The organism is Ensifer sp. Root142 (assembly GCF_001426785.1).
Taxonomy (GTDB): domain Bacteria; phylum Pseudomonadota; class Alphaproteobacteria; order Rhizobiales; family Rhizobiaceae; genus Ensifer; species Ensifer canadensis.
Genome location: NZ_LMFK01000001.1, coordinates 541235 through 560635 on the forward strand (window position 1 = coordinate 541235; position 19401 = coordinate 560635).

The 19401-nt window shown below is 62.1% G+C and carries 15 protein-coding genes; 3 read left to right on the forward strand and 12 right to left on the reverse strand.

Annotation, left to right across the window (positions count from 1 at the left end; all coding sequences use genetic code 11):
- Window positions 1–37: 37 nt before the first annotated feature.
- Both ASD52_RS02700 and ASD52_RS02705 read left to right on the forward strand, forming a co-directional pair.
- Window positions 38–976 carry a FecR family protein gene (locus ASD52_RS02700; RefSeq protein WP_057209970.1) on the forward strand — a complete coding sequence of 313 codons (939 nt, stop codon included), beginning with the start codon at window positions 38–40 and terminating at the stop codon, window positions 974–976.
- A 184-nt stretch (window positions 977–1160) separates the two neighbouring features.
- Window positions 1161–3404 (forward strand): TonB-dependent receptor, encoded by a 2244-nt coding sequence (locus tag ASD52_RS02705; RefSeq protein ID WP_081789011.1) that lies wholly within the window; start codon window positions 1161–1163, stop codon window positions 3402–3404.
- A 205-nt stretch (window positions 3405–3609) separates the two neighbouring features.
- Here ASD52_RS02705 and ASD52_RS02710 read toward each other — a convergent pair whose 3' ends face one another.
- The 3 genes from ASD52_RS02710 to ASD52_RS02720 form a co-directional block, all read right to left on the reverse strand.
- Window positions 3610–3906: a hypothetical protein gene (locus tag ASD52_RS02710; protein WP_156612860.1), complete on the reverse strand. Its 297-nt coding sequence runs from the start codon at window positions 3904–3906 to the stop codon at window positions 3610–3612.
- A gap of 238 nt (window positions 3907–4144) precedes the next feature.
- Window positions 4145–4453 carry a putative quinol monooxygenase gene (locus ASD52_RS02715; RefSeq protein WP_025429394.1) on the reverse strand — a complete coding sequence of 103 codons (309 nt, stop codon included), beginning with the start codon at window positions 4451–4453 and terminating at the stop codon, window positions 4145–4147.
- Window positions 4454–4681: 228 nt separating this feature from the next.
- The gene (locus ASD52_RS02720) at window positions 4682–5695 is read right to left on the reverse strand and encodes a zinc-binding alcohol dehydrogenase family protein (RefSeq protein ID WP_025429393.1); all 1014 of its coding nucleotides are present in this window, start codon (window positions 5693–5695) and stop codon (window positions 4682–4684) included.
- 100 nt (window positions 5696–5795) lie between these two features.
- Here ASD52_RS02720 and ASD52_RS02725 point away from each other — a divergent pair, with 100 nt between their 5' ends.
- Entirely contained in the window at window positions 5796–6149 is a 354-nt protein-coding gene (locus ASD52_RS02725; RefSeq protein WP_025429392.1) for a winged helix-turn-helix transcriptional regulator, read from the forward strand.
- Window positions 6150–6205: 56 nt separating this feature from the next.
- Here the strand turns inward: ASD52_RS02725 and chrA are convergent, their stop codons facing one another.
- The 9 genes from chrA to ASD52_RS02770 all read right to left on the reverse strand — a co-directional run bounded on the left by chrA (window position 6206) and on the right by ASD52_RS02770 (window position 19162).
- Window positions 6206–7612 (reverse strand): chromate efflux transporter, encoded by a 1407-nt coding sequence (gene chrA, locus ASD52_RS02730; RefSeq protein ID WP_025429391.1) that lies wholly within the window; start codon window positions 7610–7612, stop codon window positions 6206–6208.
- A gap of 1 nt (window position 7613) precedes the next feature.
- The gene (locus tag ASD52_RS02735) at window positions 7614–8435 is read right to left on the reverse strand and encodes a sulfurtransferase/chromate resistance protein (RefSeq protein WP_025429390.1); all 822 of its coding nucleotides are present in this window, start codon (window positions 8433–8435) and stop codon (window positions 7614–7616) included.
- 311 nt (window positions 8436–8746) lie between these two features.
- Window positions 8747–11980, reverse strand: a complete 3234-nt coding sequence (locus ASD52_RS02740) for a multidrug efflux RND transporter permease subunit (protein ID WP_025429389.1) — start codon at window positions 11978–11980, stop codon at window positions 8747–8749.
- Window positions 11981–11982: 2 nt separating this feature from the next.
- Window positions 11983–13089 (reverse strand): efflux RND transporter periplasmic adaptor subunit, encoded by a 1107-nt coding sequence (locus tag ASD52_RS02745; RefSeq protein ID WP_025429388.1) that lies wholly within the window; start codon window positions 13087–13089, stop codon window positions 11983–11985.
- Window positions 13090–13389: 300 nt separating this feature from the next.
- Window positions 13390–15276: a sugar phosphate isomerase/epimerase and 4-hydroxyphenylpyruvate domain-containing protein gene (locus ASD52_RS02750; protein WP_057222795.1), complete on the reverse strand. Its 1887-nt coding sequence runs from the start codon at window positions 15274–15276 to the stop codon at window positions 13390–13392.
- A 25-nt stretch (window positions 15277–15301) separates the two neighbouring features.
- Complete coding sequence (locus ASD52_RS02755; RefSeq protein WP_057223367.1) at window positions 15302–16162, reverse strand: shikimate dehydrogenase; 861 nt, start codon at window positions 16160–16162, stop codon at window positions 15302–15304.
- Window positions 16163–16223: 61 nt separating this feature from the next.
- The gene (locus ASD52_RS02760; protein WP_057222796.1) at window positions 16224–17240 is read right to left on the reverse strand and encodes a TRAP transporter substrate-binding protein; all 1017 of its coding nucleotides are present in this window, start codon (window positions 17238–17240) and stop codon (window positions 16224–16226) included.
- 67 nt (window positions 17241–17307) lie between these two features.
- A complete protein-coding gene (locus ASD52_RS02765) occupies window positions 17308–18588 on the reverse strand; it encodes a TRAP transporter large permease subunit (protein ID WP_057222797.1) in 1281 nt (426 codons plus the stop codon).
- Between the two features lie 10 nt (window positions 18589–18598).
- Window positions 18599–19162 carry a TRAP transporter small permease gene (locus ASD52_RS02770; protein WP_025429382.1) on the reverse strand — a complete coding sequence of 188 codons (564 nt, stop codon included), beginning with the start codon at window positions 19160–19162 and terminating at the stop codon, window positions 18599–18601.
- Window positions 19163–19401 lie beyond the last annotated feature (239 nt).

Consider the following 19401-nt stretch of genomic DNA (forward strand, 5'->3'; position numbering starts at 1 on the left):
GGATCAGGAAATCGCAGCCGCTACACTGGAAGAAGCCATGGACTGGTTTCTGCGGCTGAAGGGTGAGCCGAATTGTCCCGAGCTCACCGCCGACTTCCAGCGGTGGTTGCATCGCTCTGATGATCATCAGCGGGCCTGGCAATATGCGTTGAGGACCTGGCAGTTGATGGGAGAAGCGGCTCCGGCCCATGAACATCTGTGGGCAGGCGCGGCGCGCGCCAACGTCATTTCGATCACCAGGCGTCGTTGGCGCCGCCCGGTCATGAGCGCAGTCGCTGCCATTGCCGCGACCCTATTCCTCGTCCTTGCCGGCCCGTCGCTGCTGATCCGACTTCAGGCGGATCACATCACCGCCACCGGCCAGAATGCCAGAGTGACGCTGGAGGATGGAACGCTCATCGAGCTTGGCGGCGACAGTGCCATCAAGACGGAGATGACCGCCGCCGGGCGCCACGTCACGTTGCTTTCCGGTGAGGCGTTTTTCGATGTCGCGCATAATCCGGCGCGGCCCTTTACGGTGGAGGCCGGAGGCGTCACGGTTCTGGTCGTCGGTACCGCCTTCGACGTTCGGCTTGCGGGAGGGGAAACGACCGTCGAGCTGGAAAGAGGCGTCGTTCAGGTCTCGGTCGAGGACGCCAGGGAAACGTCGGACTTCAGGCTGCTTCCGGGCGAGATGGCTGTCGTGAATGCGAGCGACGGCGCGGTTACCCGCAACACCATCCAGCCCGATCAGGTCGCCGCCTGGCGCAGCGGCCGGATCTTCGTCAAGGATGCGTCCATCAGTGCGGTCGCCGAGCAGCTTCAACGTTACCACTCGGCGTGGATAGCGGTGCCGGACCGAAAGCTCGCGGGTCTTAAGGTCACCGGTCTGTATGATCTTCATGATCCGGACGGTGCGCTGAAGGCGCTGGTCGAACCCTATGGCGGCCGCGTCCGCACCTTTTCGACCTATGGTCGCGTCCTGACGCAATACTGAAAATCCTGACAATAAAATTCAATTTTTCTGAGAAAAGAAACTGAGGTCCTCGTCTTTGTTGAAAAGCGCTCGGCAACGGAGCGCAATTCAAGGAGATGAGACTACGATGTGCATATCGCAAGGCCGCAAGGGATCCCGTCGTTTGAATTGGGGCGACGACGGCGGGCGTCCGATGGGACGGCTGATGGCAACGACGGCAATGGCGATTTGCCTGGCCTCGTCGCTGAACTGGCCGAGCCCGGCATTTGCGCAGGATGCACTGGCACAAGTGAGTGCCGATCGCAACTTCAACGTGCCGGCACAACCGCTTGCCGACGCGCTCAACGTCTTTGGCCGGCAATCGGGCCTGCAGGTGACGCTTGCCGCTTCGGTGTCCCGTGGCGTCATGTCCAAGGCGGTCGTCGGTTCCTACGCGCCGGAGGAGGCGCTTGCACGGCTGCTTTCCGGCACGGGCATCGAGTATCGCATCTCCGGCGGGCGAACGGCCGTGATCGGGACAGGGACGGCCGGTGGCGGCGCGGCAGTGGCGCCGGCCGACGGCTCTACGGCGCTTGATCCGATTTCGGTATTCGGGGACGCCACCGGCGTCGGTGAAATCGTCATCAGCCAGAAGGAGCTCGAACTTCTCAACCCGGCGAATATCGCCGACGTCTTCCGCGGCGAGCCAGGGATCGAGGTTGGTAGCTCGCTGCCGATGTCGCAGAAGGTCTATGTTCACGGCATCGAGGAAAACAATCTCGCCGTTACCATGGATGGCGGCCGCCAGAACAACAAGGTCTTCCATCACAACGCAACCAACCTCATCGATCCGAGCCTGCTGAAGGCCGTGCGCGTCGATGCCGGCATCGCGCCTGCGGATGTAGGACCAGGCGCGCTCGGCGGCGCCATTGCCTATGAAACGAAGGATGCCCGCGACCTGCTCGACGGCGACGGCTATGGCGGCTTCGTCAGCTCCAACTACAACTTCAACAGCAAAACCTTCCAGACCGGAATCTCCGCCTACGGCATGCAGGAAGGGCTCGAATTTCTCGGCTACTTCAATTTTGCCAAGGGGGACGAGTTCAAATCCGGCAACGGCAGCATCGTCGAGGGAACGCGCACCGATCTCCTGAGCGGGCTCGGCAAGGTGGCATACGAGTTCGAGAGTGGTGATCGTTTCGAGATCAGCCATGAACGCGTCTACGACGACGCCCCGCGCCCGTTCCGCGCCAATACCGGCTTCATCTCGGGCCGCCCGCCGTGGGAACCGCGCGTGCGCGACTATACGCTCGACCGGCAGAACACGGTCTTCTCCTATACCGACAGCACGCCTGAGGATTGGTGGGATCCAACCGTGGTGTTGGCCTACAGCTCGACGCGGCTAGAGATCCCGATCTTTCCTCGCCCGGTGCCGCCAAGCACGATATCGGTCCCCTATCCCGGCGCCGGCGAAACCGGCAGCTTCAACGGCAAGTTCGAAAACAAGTTCAGCTTCGATCTCGGCAGCATCACCGCCGGCGTCGATTTCTACAACGACAAGGCCGAACTCGAAGATCGCTTCGATGCCTCGACCGAGCGCGCGCGAAATGTCGGCATCTATGCGCAGGCGCGGCTCGAACCCTGGGAACGCACCCGGCTTTCCTTCGGTGCGCGCGGCGACCAGCAATGGTTCACCGGCACCACAAATGAGAAGTGGGACAATGCCGGTTTCAGCGGCAACGTCTCCGGCGAATATGATCTGATCGAGGACCTGCTGACGGCCAAAGCCGGCTACTCCCACGTCTGGGCCGGCGTCCCGCTTGCCGAAAACTTCATCATGAACCCGAACTGGAACTATGGAACCGGCCCGGAGCCAATAACGGCCGACAATTATGCCTTCGGCCTTGTCGCCAAGCATGACGGTTTCACCGTGGAAGGCAGCCTCTTCCACACAGATATCGACGACGCACGCACAGCCAAATACGCGGTCGCAAGGGCCATCGAGAATCATGATGTGCGCTCGAAGGGCTTCGAGCTCGGTGCCGGATACGACTGGGGCGACGGTTACTTCAAGGTCAAATACGCCAATATCGATGTCTCGATCGACGGCAAGCCGGCCGACTCCGACACCGGTATCTATCTGGCGGCCCCGGCCGGTCAGTTCATCACGCTCCTGGCCGCGCACAGCTTCATCGATTGGGGTGTCACCATCGGCGGCGATGTCGAGATCGCACTCGACAATGACGATGTTGCCGCCGGCACCCCGCCTCTTGAGGGCTACAAGGTGTTCAACACCTTCGTCGAGTATCAGCCGCCGAGCCACAGCAATCTGACCCTGCGCGCCGAGATCAACAACATCTTCGACGAGACCTACTCAGAGCGCGCCACCTACGGTCAGGAATTCGGCACCGTCACGCCACTCTATGAACCCGGCCGCTCCTTCATCCTGAGTGCCAAGGCGACATTCTGAGACGACATCGAAGGAAGAGGCATCATCGATGCCTCTTCCACCTTGCCGGCGAGTTGCCCACCGCATGTTTCCTCAAATCGTATTCGATTTAAGGATAAAAACATGCAGCCATTCAAAGTGCTACAGCGACCTTTGCGCGTCTAATAAGACGCGCGGCGCTGTAGCCAGATGCCTATAGTTTTCGTGCTGAAATCTTGCTGTTACATTACAATTTACTGAAATCGATGCTCATTTCCGCCCAGGCATGCTCGAACTTCGATCTCGCGATCAGCCAGGGAGGCATCGCTCTGGAAGCCGTCAGCCGCGCCAACAGCCGACCCTCGGCATTCTCTACCGCGACGATGACGCCATGATAGTCATCCTCCTCAGCAATTTCGTCCGCCACCAGGCGGCCGTGTTCGACGGCCTGGCTATCGTTGGCAAGCAGGGTGCCGACTTTGTCGCGGCTGGTAACGCCTGCCAGGTGGATGTGAAAAAGATAGCGTTGCATGATCTTGCTCAAACCATACGGCGATTGACGACAAACACTCGCGCCGCTGCGGGTATGGTTGTAGTAACACGCCTCTTATCTGTTTGCGCGTGACCGACGCGTGACACGCCTTTGCGTGCAATTCGATCTCTGGCCGACGGGCAATCGCAGAGTGGTGATCGCCAGGGGAAAGCGGGCTACTGTCGAATGCGGAAACGCCCTGCGAACGGTTTGGTACGGCACATCGTCGAGGACGAAACTTCGATTTTTCTCAGGTAGAAACCTGGTTGAGGAACACCAACTGCAGAGGGCGGGCAAGCAGGTCATCCGCCGTCGCTGCGAATGCCAGGAAGTGCGGCGTCTGAAAGTGCGCGTCGAGGGCGGCTCCGTCTGTGAACGCTTCTCGCATGTAGAACGTGCCCGGCTCTTCCTGCATTTCGAACAGGACGTAGTCGAGGCAGCCGGGCTCGTTGCGGGTCGGCTCGATCAGGGCGAGCAGCCCGTCACGCAATGCGTCGCGTTTGCCGGGTTCTGCGGTCAGTATTGCCAAGGAAATCACCTTCTCGGCGGAATGTGTCATCATTGCAATCCTTGTGGATAGGGACGCCTGGCGGCGCGAGAGGCTCGGTTGGCGGGATGGCGTCGGGTCTGGAGCAGGCGGCAAGTACGGTCGTCGAGGCAGCCTCCTCCCCATGACCTCTTTTGATCTTTTTGCGCACACACGCCGGCCGTGGCCGCCCCGATGGGGCGGTTTCGCAGCAGGCATCATGCTTTTGCGAAAGAGGAAGGCGGCGCTTCGCCCGCTCGTCTAAAAACCGGAGAGCACGATCTTGCCCTTGGCCCTACCGGACTCGATTACCGCGTGCGCGCGCTTCAGGTTGGCCGCATTGATCGTCCCGAAATGCTCGTTGAGCGTGGACTTGATCTTGCCTGCGTCGACCAGATCCGACACTCTGTTCAAGAGGACATTCTGTTTCTCGATATCGGCGGTCGCAAACAGCGAGCGTGTGAACATCAGCTCCCAATGCAGCGAGATGCTTTTGCGCTTGAGTGGAAGCGCGTCGAGTTGCTTGGGGTCGTCGATCAGGCCGAAACGTCCCTGGGGCGCGATCAGCTCGACGATCTGATCAAGGTGATCGCCGGTATTGGTCGTCGAGAACACGAAGCCCGGCTGGCCAAGCCCGAGGGCTTCGATTTGTGCAGCAAGCGGCTGCCGGTGATCGACAACGTGATGGGCGCCGAGCGATTTTACCCATTCTACCGTTTCGGGGCGAGACGCAGTGGCGATGACAGTGAGGTCCGTCAGCGCTCGTGCGATCTGTATCGCGATCGAGCCGACGCCACCGGCGCCGCCGATGATGACGATCGCATTTGCAGCGCCTGCGACCGGGCGGGTGACGTCAAGACGATCGAACAGCATTTCCCATGCGGTGATCGAAGTCAGCGGCAGGGCGGCGGCGGCAGAAAAATCCACCGACCTCGGCTTTCTGCCAACGATACGCTCGTCGACCAGATGAAATTCGGCGTTGGTGCCGGAGCGGTTGATGGCGCCTGCATAGAAGACTTCGTCGCCCGGCTTGAAGAAGGACGCATTCGGCCCGACGGCGCTGACCACACCAGCGGCATCCCAGCCGAGCACCTTCCACTGTCCGGGTTCGGGCTTCACTCCGCGGCGGATCTTCGTGTCGACCGGATTGACCGAGATCGCCTTGACTTCGACGAGGATGTCCCGGCCCTCGGGTTCCGGGCGCTGCAGTTCGATATCGACCAGCGACGTTTCGGCTTCGATCGGTTGGGGGATTTGGTAGGCTACGGCTCGCATTGAATGCTCCATCGGTTGAACGTGGCCAAGATGCGCACTATGCTGCAAGATCGCAAGAACGCACATAAAAAGCCCATAGTGTCGAAAAGGATACCATTGGATGGGACGCACACGCCACGATCGTTTCGACTGCAGTCCGGGATGTGCCGTCGAAGCGACGCTCAGCCTGATCGACGGCAAGTGGAAGGGGGTCGTTCTCTACCACCTGATGTCGGGCACCATGCGCTTCAACGAAATCCGCCGGAAGCTGCCGAACGTTACCCAGCGCATGCTGACGAACCAGTTGCGCGAGCTGGAGGCCGACGGCCTGATCACGCGCAAGGTGTTCGCCCAGGTTCCGCCCAGGGTCGACTATGATCTCTCGGAACGTGGCCGCACGCTGGAGCCCGTCATCCTTGCGCTCAAGACCTGGGGGGACGCCAACATGCCGTCGACCGGGAGTGTTGCGGCCTGATTGCCGCAACGGGAGGGCCATACTCACAGGTTTCCACGGTGTCCCACGCCACGACCCTATGCAGTGACAAGCACCCACATCATGCCGGCGAGCGCCGAGGCCAGCAATGTCGCGATCACCGAGGTGTTGAAGCGGAAGATCGCCAGCGCCGCCGCAAGCGTCAGCAACAGTGACGGCAGCACTAGCGAGCTCAGGACAGGCACATCGAGCGCAAGGCTGCCGACGCTCCACGGGACGACCTGCGAAAACAACGTGTGAAGGCCGAACCAGACCGCAAGGTTGAGGATGACGCCGACGACCGCAGCAGTGATGGCCGACATGGCGCCGGTCAGCGCGACATTGCCCCTCAGCTTCTCGATGAAGGGCGCCCCGAGGAAAATCCAGAGGAAGCAGGGCACGAAGGTCACCCACGTCGTCAGCAGCGCGCCCAGCGTCGCTGCCGTCATCGGAGAAAGCGTGCCGGGGTCGCGATAGGCGCCCATGAAGCCGACGAACTGGACGACCATGATCAGGGGGCCAGGCGTTGTTTCCGCCATGCCGAGACCATCGAGCATCTCGCCTGGTTTGAGCCAGCCGTAATATTGCACGGCCTCCTGCGCGACATAGGCGAGCACAGCATAGGCACCCCCGAAGGTGACGACCGCCATCTTGCTGAAGAACCATCCGATTTCGGTGAAGACACTGTCCGGCCCGACGAGCGCAAACAGCAGCGCCAGTGGCGCGAGCCATAGGGCGAGAAACACCGCGGACACCTTCATCGACCAGGCGAGGTTGGGGCGGGCGTGGATCGGTGTTTGTTCACCCAGGGCCGAATCCTCGTCCTTGAGGATCGGCCCGGTTGTTTTGCCGTGGCCTCCGCCGATGCGAAAGAGCGGCGAGCCCAGGCGTCCGCCGATGTAGCCGGCAATGCCGGCCGTCAGGATGATCAGCGGGAATGGGACGCGGAAGAAGAAGATCGCGACAAAGGCTATCGCCGCGATACCGATCATCAGCCTGTTTTTCAGCGCCCGGCTGCCGATGCGGAAAACCGCCTGGACGACGACGGCAAGCACGGCCGCCTTCAACCCGAAGAACAGTCCTTCGATCACGCTGACATTGCCAAAGGCGGCATAGACGTAGCTCAAGGCCAGGATGGCAAGGAAGCCCGGAAGCACGAACAATATGCCGGCGATGAGGCCCCCGACGGTGCGATGCATCAGCCAGCCGATGTAGATTGCCAGCTGCTGCGCCTCCGGACCGGGCAACAGCATGCAGTAATTGAGCGCATGCAGGAAACGGTGCTCGCCGATCCAGCGTTTCTCGTCGACGAGGATGCGATGCATCACCGCGATCTGGCCCGCCGGGCCGCCGAAGCTCAGGGCCGCGATCCGAACCCAGACCCAGAACGCTTCCGCAAGCGAGATGCCGTGGCCATGGGGCGCCGACGCCTTGCTGGCGTCGGCGGTGTGAACGACATCGGTCATTTCATGCACCCTTTTTCGGCGTGGGCCAGTTGTGCGTTTCACCGGTCGCATCGCGGCACCAGCGGTAGAAGGCATCGTAGAGCAGCATGCCTGCCTGCAACTGCTCATGATCGTCTGCATACATGCGGGAGAGCCCGAGCGAAACCGCAAGCAGGCCGGCGGCCTCTGGAGCGAGATCGAGGCGCGAGGTGTCTGCGCCCCGCACGATGGTTGCCAGCTGCAACATCGGCTCCGTTGCCAATCCGAATTCTTCGACCATCACGTCGAAGGTGCAGAGGTCGCCCCGATGACTCCAACGGATCGGGGCGTCGATGTCAAAGGGCGTGGCGTCGAAGCGGTCCGCGACAGCTTCGACTTCGGCGGGTGCCACGAACAGGAAGACGGCGTTTGGATCGACGAAGCGCCGAATAAGCCAGGGGCAGGCGATGCGGTCGATCTTCGGGCGCGCGCGCGTGACCCAGAGCGTGTGTCGGTTCGTCTGACGTTTCGGCACAGCAGAGACGGGCACGGACGGATAGCCGGTTTCGACCCAGGCCTCAAAGCCGCCTTCCAGGACATCGGCCGGAATTCCCGCGTGCCGCAGCCAGGCGGCGACCCCGTGGCTCAGCTTCTTGCCGCGCTGGCAGATGATGACGGCGGATCGTCCCGCGAAGTCGTTGCCCCAGTTCTCAACGAGCCGGTAGTCGCGCCGGAGCGATCCGGGGATCAAGCGCGGATCGGCATCGAAATCCTCGCCGATCCTGACATCGATCAGCGCGGGACATTTGGGAGTACCAATGAGGCGGGCAAGTTTGTCCGGGGAAATTTCAAGAGGTGACGGCATAACGCGTCCTCCGTCTGAGCGGTTGAATGGACGCGATACTTCGGCTGTCGCCTCGTGGGGTGATCGCGACCCCATGGTGATATTTTTCCACTGTTTCGCGCAGGCTGTCAAGCAGTTGTACGGTGCACCGGGGGGGATTGACGACCGCCGTGTCATCCGGCCGCGTGCAGGCGCCTTTATCTCAGCCTGTTGCTGAACCGGCCCTCCCTCTAGAGCATTTCCAGGAAAAGTGCGAAGCGGTTTTCCGTCAGGAAATGCGTAAAAACAAAGAGATATAGCGTTTCTACGACTCCGCTTAAACCGGAAACGCTCTAGGGACTGCCTTGCTCGATTGTGGCCGGGCGCGCTTGTTCGTCGTCCTCCGCGGAAACATGCTTGGCCTCGGTATCGCTCGTCGTTGCCGGTGCGTGCACCCCGCCTGTGGTCGAAAGACCGGCAAGCCGATGGCCGCGCTCGCGCAACGATTGAAACACGACATAGAGGGCAGGGATGATGAAGATCCCGATCAGCGAGGCCGCAAGCATGCCACCCGCGACCCCCGTGCCGACGGCCCGCCGGCTCAGCATGCCTGCCCCTTGCGCCGTGACCAGAGGGACGAGGCCGACGATGAAGGCGAAGCTCGTCATCATCACCGCGCGGAAGCGGGCGCGTGCGCCTTCGACCGCGGCCTCGACGATGCCAGCACCCTTCTCGCGATGGAATTTGGCGAATTCGACGATCAGGATCGCGTTCTTGGAGGCGAGTGCGATCAGCACGACGAGGCCGATCTGGGCGTAGATGTCGAACGACAAGCCCGCCACGAGAACCGAGACCAGGGCGCCCGCGACGCCGACGGCCACCGACAGCAACACAGGGACCGGGATCGTCCAGCTTTCGTAGAGCGCGACGAGGAACAGATAGGCAAACAGCACCGCAAGCGCGAGGATAGCCGTCGTCTGTCCCGCCGCTTCAAGCTCCTGCAAGGCTGTGCCGGTCCACTCGTAGCTGTAGCCCGCTGGCAGGGTCGTTGCCGACAGGGCTTCCATCGCGGCGAGCGCCTCGCCAGACGATACGCCAGGGGCGGGCTGCCCATTGAGCGTGATCGAGCGATAGTTGTTGTACCGCACGATCGACTGCGGGCCGATGACGTATTCGACGCGCGCGACCGAGGCGACCGGGACCATGCCACCGGACGCGTTGCGGACGTGCAGACGCGAGATGTCGTCGACCGAACTGCGGTCGGCTTCGGCCGCCTGCAGATTGACCTTCCAGCTTCGTCCGAAGAGGTTGAAGTCGTTGACGTAATAGGACCCGAGCGTTCCCTGCAGGGTGTTGAAAAGGTCGCTCACGGATACGCCGAGCGCCTGCAGGCGATCCCGATCGAGATCGAGATAGAGCTGCGGCGAGCTTGCGGAATAGGTGGTGAAGGTGGGGCCAAGCAGCGGATTTTGATTGGCGGCGACGATCAGGCCGCCGGCGGTTGCAGCGAGCTCTGCGGGCGGGCGGCCCTGCAGGTCGAGCAGCTGGTATTCGAAGCCCGACCCCGTGCCGAGGCCCATGATCGGCGGCAGGTTGAACGCGAAGATCTGCGCGCCGCGGACGGCCGTGCCCTTGGCCATGGTCGTTGCGATCGCCGCATCGACGGAACTGGCCGCGCTGGTCCGCTCGGCGAACGGCTTCATCGTGACGATGGCAAAGGCGCTGTTCGATTTGGCCAGGCCATCGAGGAAGCTGTAGCCGGTAACCGTAATGACGTCGGCGACACCATCGATGCCGCCGAGCATCTTTTCGACGTCGCGCACAACCGCATCCGTGCGGTTGTAGGACGCGCCCTCCGGCAGCCGTATTTCGGTGAAGTAGGCGCCCTGGTCTTCGCTTGGCAGAAAGCCGGTCGGCACGACACGGAAAAGCCAGCCGCTGGCGCCGATTGCGACGGCCAGGAGCAGGATGCCGAGGATCGCCCGACGGGCGATATGCCCGGCGACAAGGACATAGCCATCGCGGCCGTTATCGATCCGCCGCGAGAGCCAGCCGAGGACGCCGCGCTTCGGCCCGTGATGCGGCTTGAGCAGGATGGAGCAGAGTGCAGGGCTCAAGGTCAGCGCATTGATGGCGGAGATCACCATCGACACGGATACGGCCACGGCAAACTGCTGGAACAGTTGCCCGCTCAATCCCGGAATGAATGCGACGGGAACGAATACCGACAGCAAGACGAGCGTAATGGCAACGATCGCTCCGGTGATCTCGCCCATGGCGAGACGCGCCGCCTCGGGCGCCTGCATGCCTGGGTTCTCCTCCATCACGCGCTCGATGTTCTCGACCACCACGATCGCGTCGTCGACGACGATGCCGATCGCCAGAACCATCGCCAACAGCGACACCGTGTTGAGCGAAAAGCCCATGGCAAGGATGATCGCGAAGGTGCCGATCAGCGCGACGGGCACGGCGACGAGCGGGATCAATGTCGCCCTGACATTGCCGAGGAACAGGAAGACGACAATGATGACGAGTACGAACGCTTCCAGCAGCGTATGCACAACATTCTCGACGCTCGCCTCGACGAACTGGGTCGTGTCGTAGGAGACGGAATAGGTCAGTCCCTCAGGAAACGACTGGGAAAGGCGCTCCATCGCCTGTTTGACGCCTTCGGCGGCCGCAAGCGCATTGGCTCCCGGTGCCTGGTAGGTGCCGATCATCGCAACCGGCTTGCCGTTGAAGCGGGCGCTCGAGTCGGAGCTCGCGGCACCCAGTTCGACTTTGGCAATATCGCGGATGCGCACGAAGGACCCGTCCGGCTCGGCCCTCAGGACCACGTTCTCGAACTGGGCGGGGTCGGTCAGACGTCCCTGGGTCTGCAGGTTGAGCTGAAACAGCGGATCGTCGGTCATCGGCTGCGCGCCGATCCGGCCGATTGCCGCCTGGACGTTCTGCGCCTTCAGCGCGTTGATCACATCGGTCGGCGTCAGACTGAGATTGGTCAGGCGGTCGATGTCCAGCACGATGCGCATGGCATAGTCTTTGGCGCCGAACAGCGAGGCATCCCCGACGCCCGGAACCCGCTTGACCGTGTCCATCAGGTTGATCGTGGCGTAGTTGGACAGAAACAGCGAATCGAAACTGTCGTCCTTGCCGTAGATGGTGATCACCTGCATCAGGGCAGATGATTTCTTGCGCACGCTGACGCCGGTCTGCTTGACCTCCGCCGGTAGCCCGGCCTCGGCAAGCGACACGCGGTTCTGCACGTTGACGGTGGCGATATCGGGGTCCGTGCCGACGGCAAATGTGACGGTGAGCGTGTAGGAACCGTCAGCGCCGCTCGTCGACTTCATGTAGAGCATGTCGTCGACGCCGACGATCTTGCTCTCGATCGGTTGGGCGACGGTGGTTTCGACCACCTCGGCGCCGGCGCCGGGGTAGCTTGCGGTGACGCTCACCTGTGGCGGCACGATGTCGGGAAACTGCGCGATCGGCAGCCGGGTGAGCGCGATCAGGCCCGCCAGCGTGAGGACGATCGAGATGACGGCAGCAAAACGCGGGCGATCGATGAAGATTTCGGAGATCATGCTCAGCCACCCGTCGCCGCTGCCGCGTCAACGACGATGCCCGGTCTGACCTTGCCGACACCTTCGGTGATGACGTTTTCGCCTTCTTTGAGCCCCTTGCTCACCACGGAGAGGCCGCGAGCGGAGCGGGAAACGTCGATGCGGCGCAGCTCGACCTTGGAGGCAGCATCGACCACCATGACGAAGGCGCCCTGCTGGTCGCGCTGGACCGCCTGCTCAGGCACCGCCAGAACGTCCTGCTTGTCGGACTGCTCAAGGATAACGCGCACGAGGGTGCCGTCGAGCAGCAGGGAGTTCGGGTTGTCGAACTGCGCGCGCACTGTCACGGTGTCGGTTCCTTGCGCGACGTTGCTGGCGATGAAGTCGATGGTGCCTTTCAGCGGATATTCGGTACCGTTGGGCAAGGTCAGCGCGACATTGGCGCCGCCGGGCATCTCGCCCTTCTGCACCCGCTCCCGGTAGGTCAGGAGCAGCGAGGTGGACACCGGAAAGACGACATAGATCGGATCGAGCCGCGTCAACGTGACAAGCGGCCCGGTATCCGGGCCGACCAGTGCGCCGACATCGGCGGTCGTCAGGCCCAGCACGCCGTCGAAGGGGGCGGTAATCCTGGTATAGGAGAGGTTGAGGTCGGCGCTCTGCTTGCTGCCCTTGAGCCGTACGAGTTCCGCCTCCGCCTTCTTGACTTCGGCGTTAGCGGTATCGACCTTGGCCTGGGAGATCGTATTGCTTGTGATCAGCTGCTTGGCACGGTCTCGTTCGAGCACGGCAAGATCGCGCTGGGCCTCGGCCGCCTGGATCGAACCCTCTATTTCCTGTACCGCCGCCCGATAGGCGCCGTCCTCGACCTGATAGAGCATGGTCCCGGCCGTTACCGTCTGCCCTTCCTTGAAATCGACCGCCTCCAGGAAACCGGCGACGCGTGCGCGGATGTCGACCTTCTGGGTCGCAACGACGCGGCCCGTCAGATCGACGCTTTCACGCAGGTCGACGATCCTGGCGGGCGCCACGACCACGGCCGGCGCCTGCTGCGCGTGAGCGGGCGACAAACTGAATGTGATTGCCAGAAGGAAGGAAAAGACAGAGAAGGCGACTTTCGGCACGGTCATGCCAGGTCCTTTCAGCAACAAGGCCAGGTTCAGTCCCACGTGGTCTGCTCAACCGCACACTAGTCAGGAAAGCTCTTCCTTTGAAGAGTAAATCGCCTTTCTGTAACTGTTACGTCGGCTTTCGACGCACGGTAGCGCGATGCGCAAACCGTGAGCGCCGCCTGGCAGCATGTGGCGTTTGATGCCGAAGATCGACGAGGTGGCGCCGCGATCCACCGGGACGTCAATCCCCTGGGCGCGGACGCATCCCTGCAGTGCGAACGCATCTCTCGGTGCGCACGCCCGGCGCATACCTGACGCTTATGCGCGAGGCATGCCGGCCGGCTCCAGAAACTTGCGAAGTGCTGCGATCCTGAAGATCGCGTTGGCCGCGCCATAGCCGCGGTATCCGCGCCGCTCGACGATCTCGAAGAAGAATCCACCAGAGAAGGTCGGGCTGTAGAGTTGGAAATACTCGCCGTGCTCGTCCTTGTCGTAGAGGATGTTGTGCGCCTTCAGCCGCTCGGTGAAATGCGGATCGAGCCCGAAACGGGCTTCGAGGTCGTCGTAATAGTTGGGCGAGATCGTCAGCGAGACAAAGCCGCGCTCTGCAAGCACGTCTGCAGTCCTGAAGATATCGTCCGTCTTGAAGGCCAGATGCTGAATACCCGAGCCGAACGTGTCGGCGATGAAACGACCGGCAAGCGTGTTGCGGTTCTCGGCGCCATTCATTGTGATGCGCAGGGATCCGGCGGCGTTCTCTACCACCTGGCTGCGCACGATGCCCGAGGGGTCGATGATGTCGACAAGCGGGGTCTTATGGGCTTCCAGCAGCGAGGTATAGAAGAGCAGCCACGTCAGCAGTTCGTCGTAGTGCATCGTCTGGGCGATGTGGTCGATCGATGACAACCCGGCCGAGGTCGCGCTGAGGTCGTCGACCGGATCGAACTCGACGTCCCATATGCTGCCGAGGTCACTGTGGCGATCGAGGAAGTAGACGATGCCGCCGCCGACCCCGTGAACGGCTGGCATCTCGATCTCGCCCTCGTCCACCGGCTGGGCGAAGGTCTCGGCGCCGAGCGCCAGCGCCCGCCGGTGCGTGGCCCGGGCATCGTCGACGAGCAGGCCCATCGCATAGGCCGAAGTGCCGTGAACCAGGTAAGAAGAGTTGGCAAAGCCGCGGCTTTCCGTGTTGATCACCAGCCTGATATCGCCCTGCTGGAAGACGGTGACGCTTTTCGTCTTGTGACGAGCGGCCTTGCGGAAGCCGAGTGTGCGGATCAGCGCCTCGAATTGCGGTGCTTCGCTTTCGTCGATGGTGAATTCGATGAAGGCAATGCCTTCGACGCCTGATCGAGCCGGCATTTCGGGAACGGGGAGGGCAATGTCGGGCTCAGTCCGCCGGACCTGGTCGCCGAGATAGAGCAGCGAGCGCTGGCCATCGACCGAGATCGCCGTCGCCGAGCCGCCGCGAAACTGATCGTTGAAGATCTCGAGCGACAGATAGCCGTCATAGCCGGTGGCCGCGACAGCTCGCATGAACTCGAGAACGGGCAGGTCGCCTTCGCCCGGCATGTTGCGGAAGTGCCGGCTCCAATAGAGCAGGTCCATGTCGATCAGCGGCGCGTCCGCGAGCTGGATGATGAAGATCTTCTCCTTGGGTATGGATCGGATCGAGTTGACGTCGATCTTGCGCGCCAGCGTGTGAAAACTATCGAGGATGAGGCCGACATTGGCATGATCGGCCCGGCGCACCACCTCCCAGGCATCGCGGTGGTCGTTGATGTGGCGTCCCCAGGCGAGCGCTTCGTATCCGACCCGCAAGTCCCGCCTGGCCGCCCTTTCCCCCAGTTCGCGAAAATCGGCGGCAGCCCGGTCAAGACCGCCGAGTGCGGCGGGAGAGACATTGGAGCAGACGAGCACCAGGTCGGTTCCCATCTCCTGCATCAGGTCGAATTTGCGTTCCGCACGGTCGAACGTCCTGCTTCTGAGCGGCTCCGGCATGCCCTCGAAATCGCGGAACGGCTGGAACAGAGAAATCTCCAGGCCATGGTCGCGCACCATCTGGCCGACCTGGCGCGGACTTTCATCGAAAACCAGAAAATCGTTCTCGAAGATCTCGACGCCATCGAAGCCGGCCTTTGCTATCGCCTCCAGCTTGCTGCGCAGGTCGCCGCTCAGAGAGACGGTCGCGATCGAGGTTTTCATGCGTGTCTCCTTCGATGCCCTGTCGTCAGGCGGTCAGGGCCTTGAAATGGGCAAGCATGCGGGCCGCATCCGGCTCGCGCCCGGTAAACAGACGAAAGGCGCCGACCGCCTGAAACACCGCCATGCCGCCGCCGTCGAGCGTCTTGCAGCCGCGCCGCCTGGCCTCAGTCAGCAGTTCGGTTTCCAGCGGGAAATAGACGACTTCCGCCACCCAATGATGTGGTTCGAGCAGTTCGGCTGGAAGTGGCAGGCCGGGATATTTCGCCATCCCGGTTGGCGTAGCATGGAGCAAGCCGTCCGCTGCTCTCATAGCGGATGGAAGGTCGGTGCCGGCAACAATGTGTGCTTGTGGAAACAGCGGCGACATGCTGGATACCAGTGCTTCTGCGCGCTCGATCTCCCGGTCGAACACCGTCAGTGAAGTTAGCCCCATCGATAGGATCGCGTAGGCTGTCGCGACGCCGGCGCCGCCGGCGCCGAGTTGCACCGCGTGCGACAGCGCTACTCCGGGCAGACCGCGGCGAAAGCCTTCGGCAAATCCCCACCAGTCGGTGTTGTGGCCGATGCGGCGACCCGCCTTGAGCACGACGGTGTTCACAGCACCGAGATCTCGGGCCTCGTCGGACAGCTCGTCGAGAAAGGGAATGACCAGTTGCTTGCACGGGTGCGTGATGTTCAATCCGCAAAGGCCCCGCTGTTCGGCCTCCCGCAGCAACTGCGGCAGGTCGCCCGGGCTCGCGCCGCGCTGCGTCAGGTCGATCAGCTCGTACTCATAGGTAAGGCCCTGTGCCGCACCTTCGCGCATGTGCATGGCCGGTGTGAGCGAGGCTTGAATGCCGGCGCCGATCAATCCGGCTTTCAACGGTTTCAGAAGGGTCTCAGTCATCTCGACGGCTTTCATCAATCGGTTGGTTGCCGACCCGCATAAAAGCGGGCCGGCGGCAGGCTTACTGGCCGCGAAGCGTCTGAAGCTCCTTGAACAGGGCTGCGACAGTGTCGGGACCGATTTCGGCGCTGAACTTCTCGATCATCGGCTTGACGGCGTCGCGCAGCTTCTGGGTTTCCTCCGGCGAAAGCTCACTGACTTCCATGCCGGTCGCCTTGATGTCGGCGATCGCTTTGGCGTCGAACTCGCGCGAGACCTGGCGCTGATAGTCGCGGGCCTCGGTGGCCGAGGTCTGCAACACTGCCTTCTCCTCGTCGTTGAGACCGTCCCAGAATTTCTTGCTGATGAGCACGATCTGCGGATTGTACTGGTGACGGGTCACCGTCATGTACTTCTGCACCTCATAGAACTTGGCGTTGAGAATGTTTGCGGCCGGATTTTCCTGGCCGTCGACCGTCCCGGTCTCGAGCGCGGTATAGAGCTCGGTATAGGGCAGCGGCACGGCATTGGCGCCGAGATTGTTGAAGAGCTCGATCGGGATCGGCGACTGGATCGTGCGGATCTTCAGGCCCTTGATGTCCTCGAGCTTGGTGACCGCATGGCGATTGTTGGTGAGATTGCGGAAACCGAGCTCCCAATAGCCCAGCCCAACGAGACCGGTATCCGGCAAGAGATCGGCTAGGCCGGTGCCGAAGGGTCCGTCCATCACCTTGTCGGCCTCTTCGCCATTGTTGAACAGGAAGGGGAGATCGACGGCGCCGAACTGCTTGACGTTGCTTGCCAGGATGCCGGCGTTCAGAACTGTCATTTCGATCACGCCGCCCTGCAGCGCCGATACGGTCTGCACGTCGCCGCCGAGCACGCCGCCCGGAAACAGCTTGACCTCGATCTTGCCGCCGCTCTTGTCCTTCACCAGTTCGGCGAACTTCTCCATGCCCATCACCTGGGGATGGCCCTTGTTGTTGGCGGCGGCGAACTTGAGCTGGTGCTCGCGGATCTCGGCCAGCGCCGGGCTCGCTGCGATCAGCGCTACCGGCACGGCGAGCCCGAGCGCCATTTTCATCAGTCGGTTGAACATGTTTTCCTCCCAGATTTGGCCGGGTTCTCCCACCGGCCGGTTGAACTCTGCATGTGTTTTTTTGGGCCTATCGCGCAAACCAGGAGACCGGCGCGGTCACCAGTTGCGGGAACAAGACGAGCAGGAACAGGACGATCAGCTCGGCGATCAGGAACGGCATGACCCCCCTCATGAGGTCTTCCATCTTCAGCTTGGAAACGCCGCAGATGACGTTGAGCACCGTGCCCACCGGCGGCGTGATCAGGCCGATCGAGTTGTTGATGATGAACAGCACGCCGAAATAGACCGGATCGATGCCCGCCTGCTTGATGATCGGCATCAGCACGGGCGTCATGATCAGGATGGTCGGGGTCATGTCCATGGCGGTGCCGACCACGACGACGAGCACCATGATCGCCAAAAGCAGGAGCGTCTGGTTGTCCATCAGCGGCTCGACCAGGGCGGCGAGGTCGCCGGGGACGTCGGCAACCGTGATCAGCCAGGCAGAGACGGCCGAGCAGGCAACCAGAAACATCACGATGGACGTTATCTTCGCCGCTGCCACGAAAACGTGGAACAGCTTGGCCGGCGGCAGCTCGCGATAGATCACCATCGACACGAACAGTGAGTAGACGGCGGCGACGACGCCGGCTTCCGTCGGCGTGAACACGCCGAACTTCAACCCGACGATGATGATAACAGGTAGGAAGAGCGCCCAGAGACTGTCGATGAAGGTCTTCATCCTGATGGCGCCGCTTTGGCGTGGCGGCAGCTGATGCTGCTCCTTGCGCGACACGATCAGCCAGGTCACGCAGAGGGCAGCTGCAATCATCAGGCCGGGGAAAATGCCGGCAAGGAACAGCTTTGTGATCGAGACGCCACCGACGACGCCGTAGAGGATGAAGCCGATCGACGGCGGAATGATCGGGCCGATGATCGAGGCCGAGGCGAGCAGACCCCCGGCACGGGCCGGGTCGTGGCCGGATTTCAGCATCATCGGCAAAAGAAGCGCGCCGAGCGCTGCGGCATCGGCGACGGCCGAGCCGGAGAGGCTCGCCATGATGCAGGCGGCGAAGATGGCGACGAAGCCGAGCCCGCCGCGGATATGGCCGACCAAGGCCATGGCAAGATCGACGATGCGCCGCGACAGGCCGCCGGTGTTCATTACTTCGCCGGCGAGCATGAAGAAGGGCACAGCCATCAGCGGGAAGCTGTCGGCGCCGTTCAGTACGTTTTGGGCAACGATCTGGGCGTCGTAGAGGCCGAGATACATCATCAGCGCGACGCCGCTGACGATCAGCGCGAAGGCAATCGGCACACCAAGGGCCATCGGACCAAGCAGAGCGCCGAGGAAAATCGTAACGGTCATCGTCGTCTCCTCAGGGCTTTGCGATGGGTTGGGCGAGCGAAGGAGTCGGGTGGTCGTCGAGGACGGCCTGATCCTCGCTGTCACGCACGAACTCGGCCGTCGCCACATCGATGCGACCCGTGAGCACGCAGAACGCGTCCCAGAGGATGATCAGAAAGGCGGGAATGCCGAAGGCGAGGCCGGCGCCGTAGAAGAAGCCCATGGAAATGCCGGTCGCCGGTGCTGCGACATGCAGATTGATCAGCGTCTGCGTCCAACTTCCGCTGATCATCAGCCATGTTGCGCCCAGCATCAGTGCCTGACCGCAGAGAATGGCGACCTTCGCGCCGAGCGGCGGCAATCGGCGCAGCAGCGAGTCGACGCCGAGATGGGCATGTTCCCGCATGGCAATGACGGCGCCGAGAAAGGTCAGCCAGATGAAGAAGATGCGCGACAGTTCTTCGGAATAGGTGATGCCCGTGTTGAAGGCGTAACGCAGCACGACATTTCCGAAGACCAGCACGACCATGCCCGCAAGTAGAAGCGCGATGGCGACCTTCAGCATCAGGAAGCAGAATTCGATTATCCTCACCATTTCGCTCCTCCCAGGCGATCAACCGCGACTTGCGGTCTGTGACATGCGTCATCGATCAGGACATCCACGTGCGCAAGGCTGGCATGCCGATCTCTCCTCCAAGCGACCAGGATGCCGTTTCAAAATGTACGAACTAGTTCGAATGTCAAGCGGCATGTCTTGAAAGAAACCGGCAAGCCCAATAAGACTTTGGGCAGGACGCGGAGTGGAGCTGCGGCCAATGCGTGACGGCCACGGCC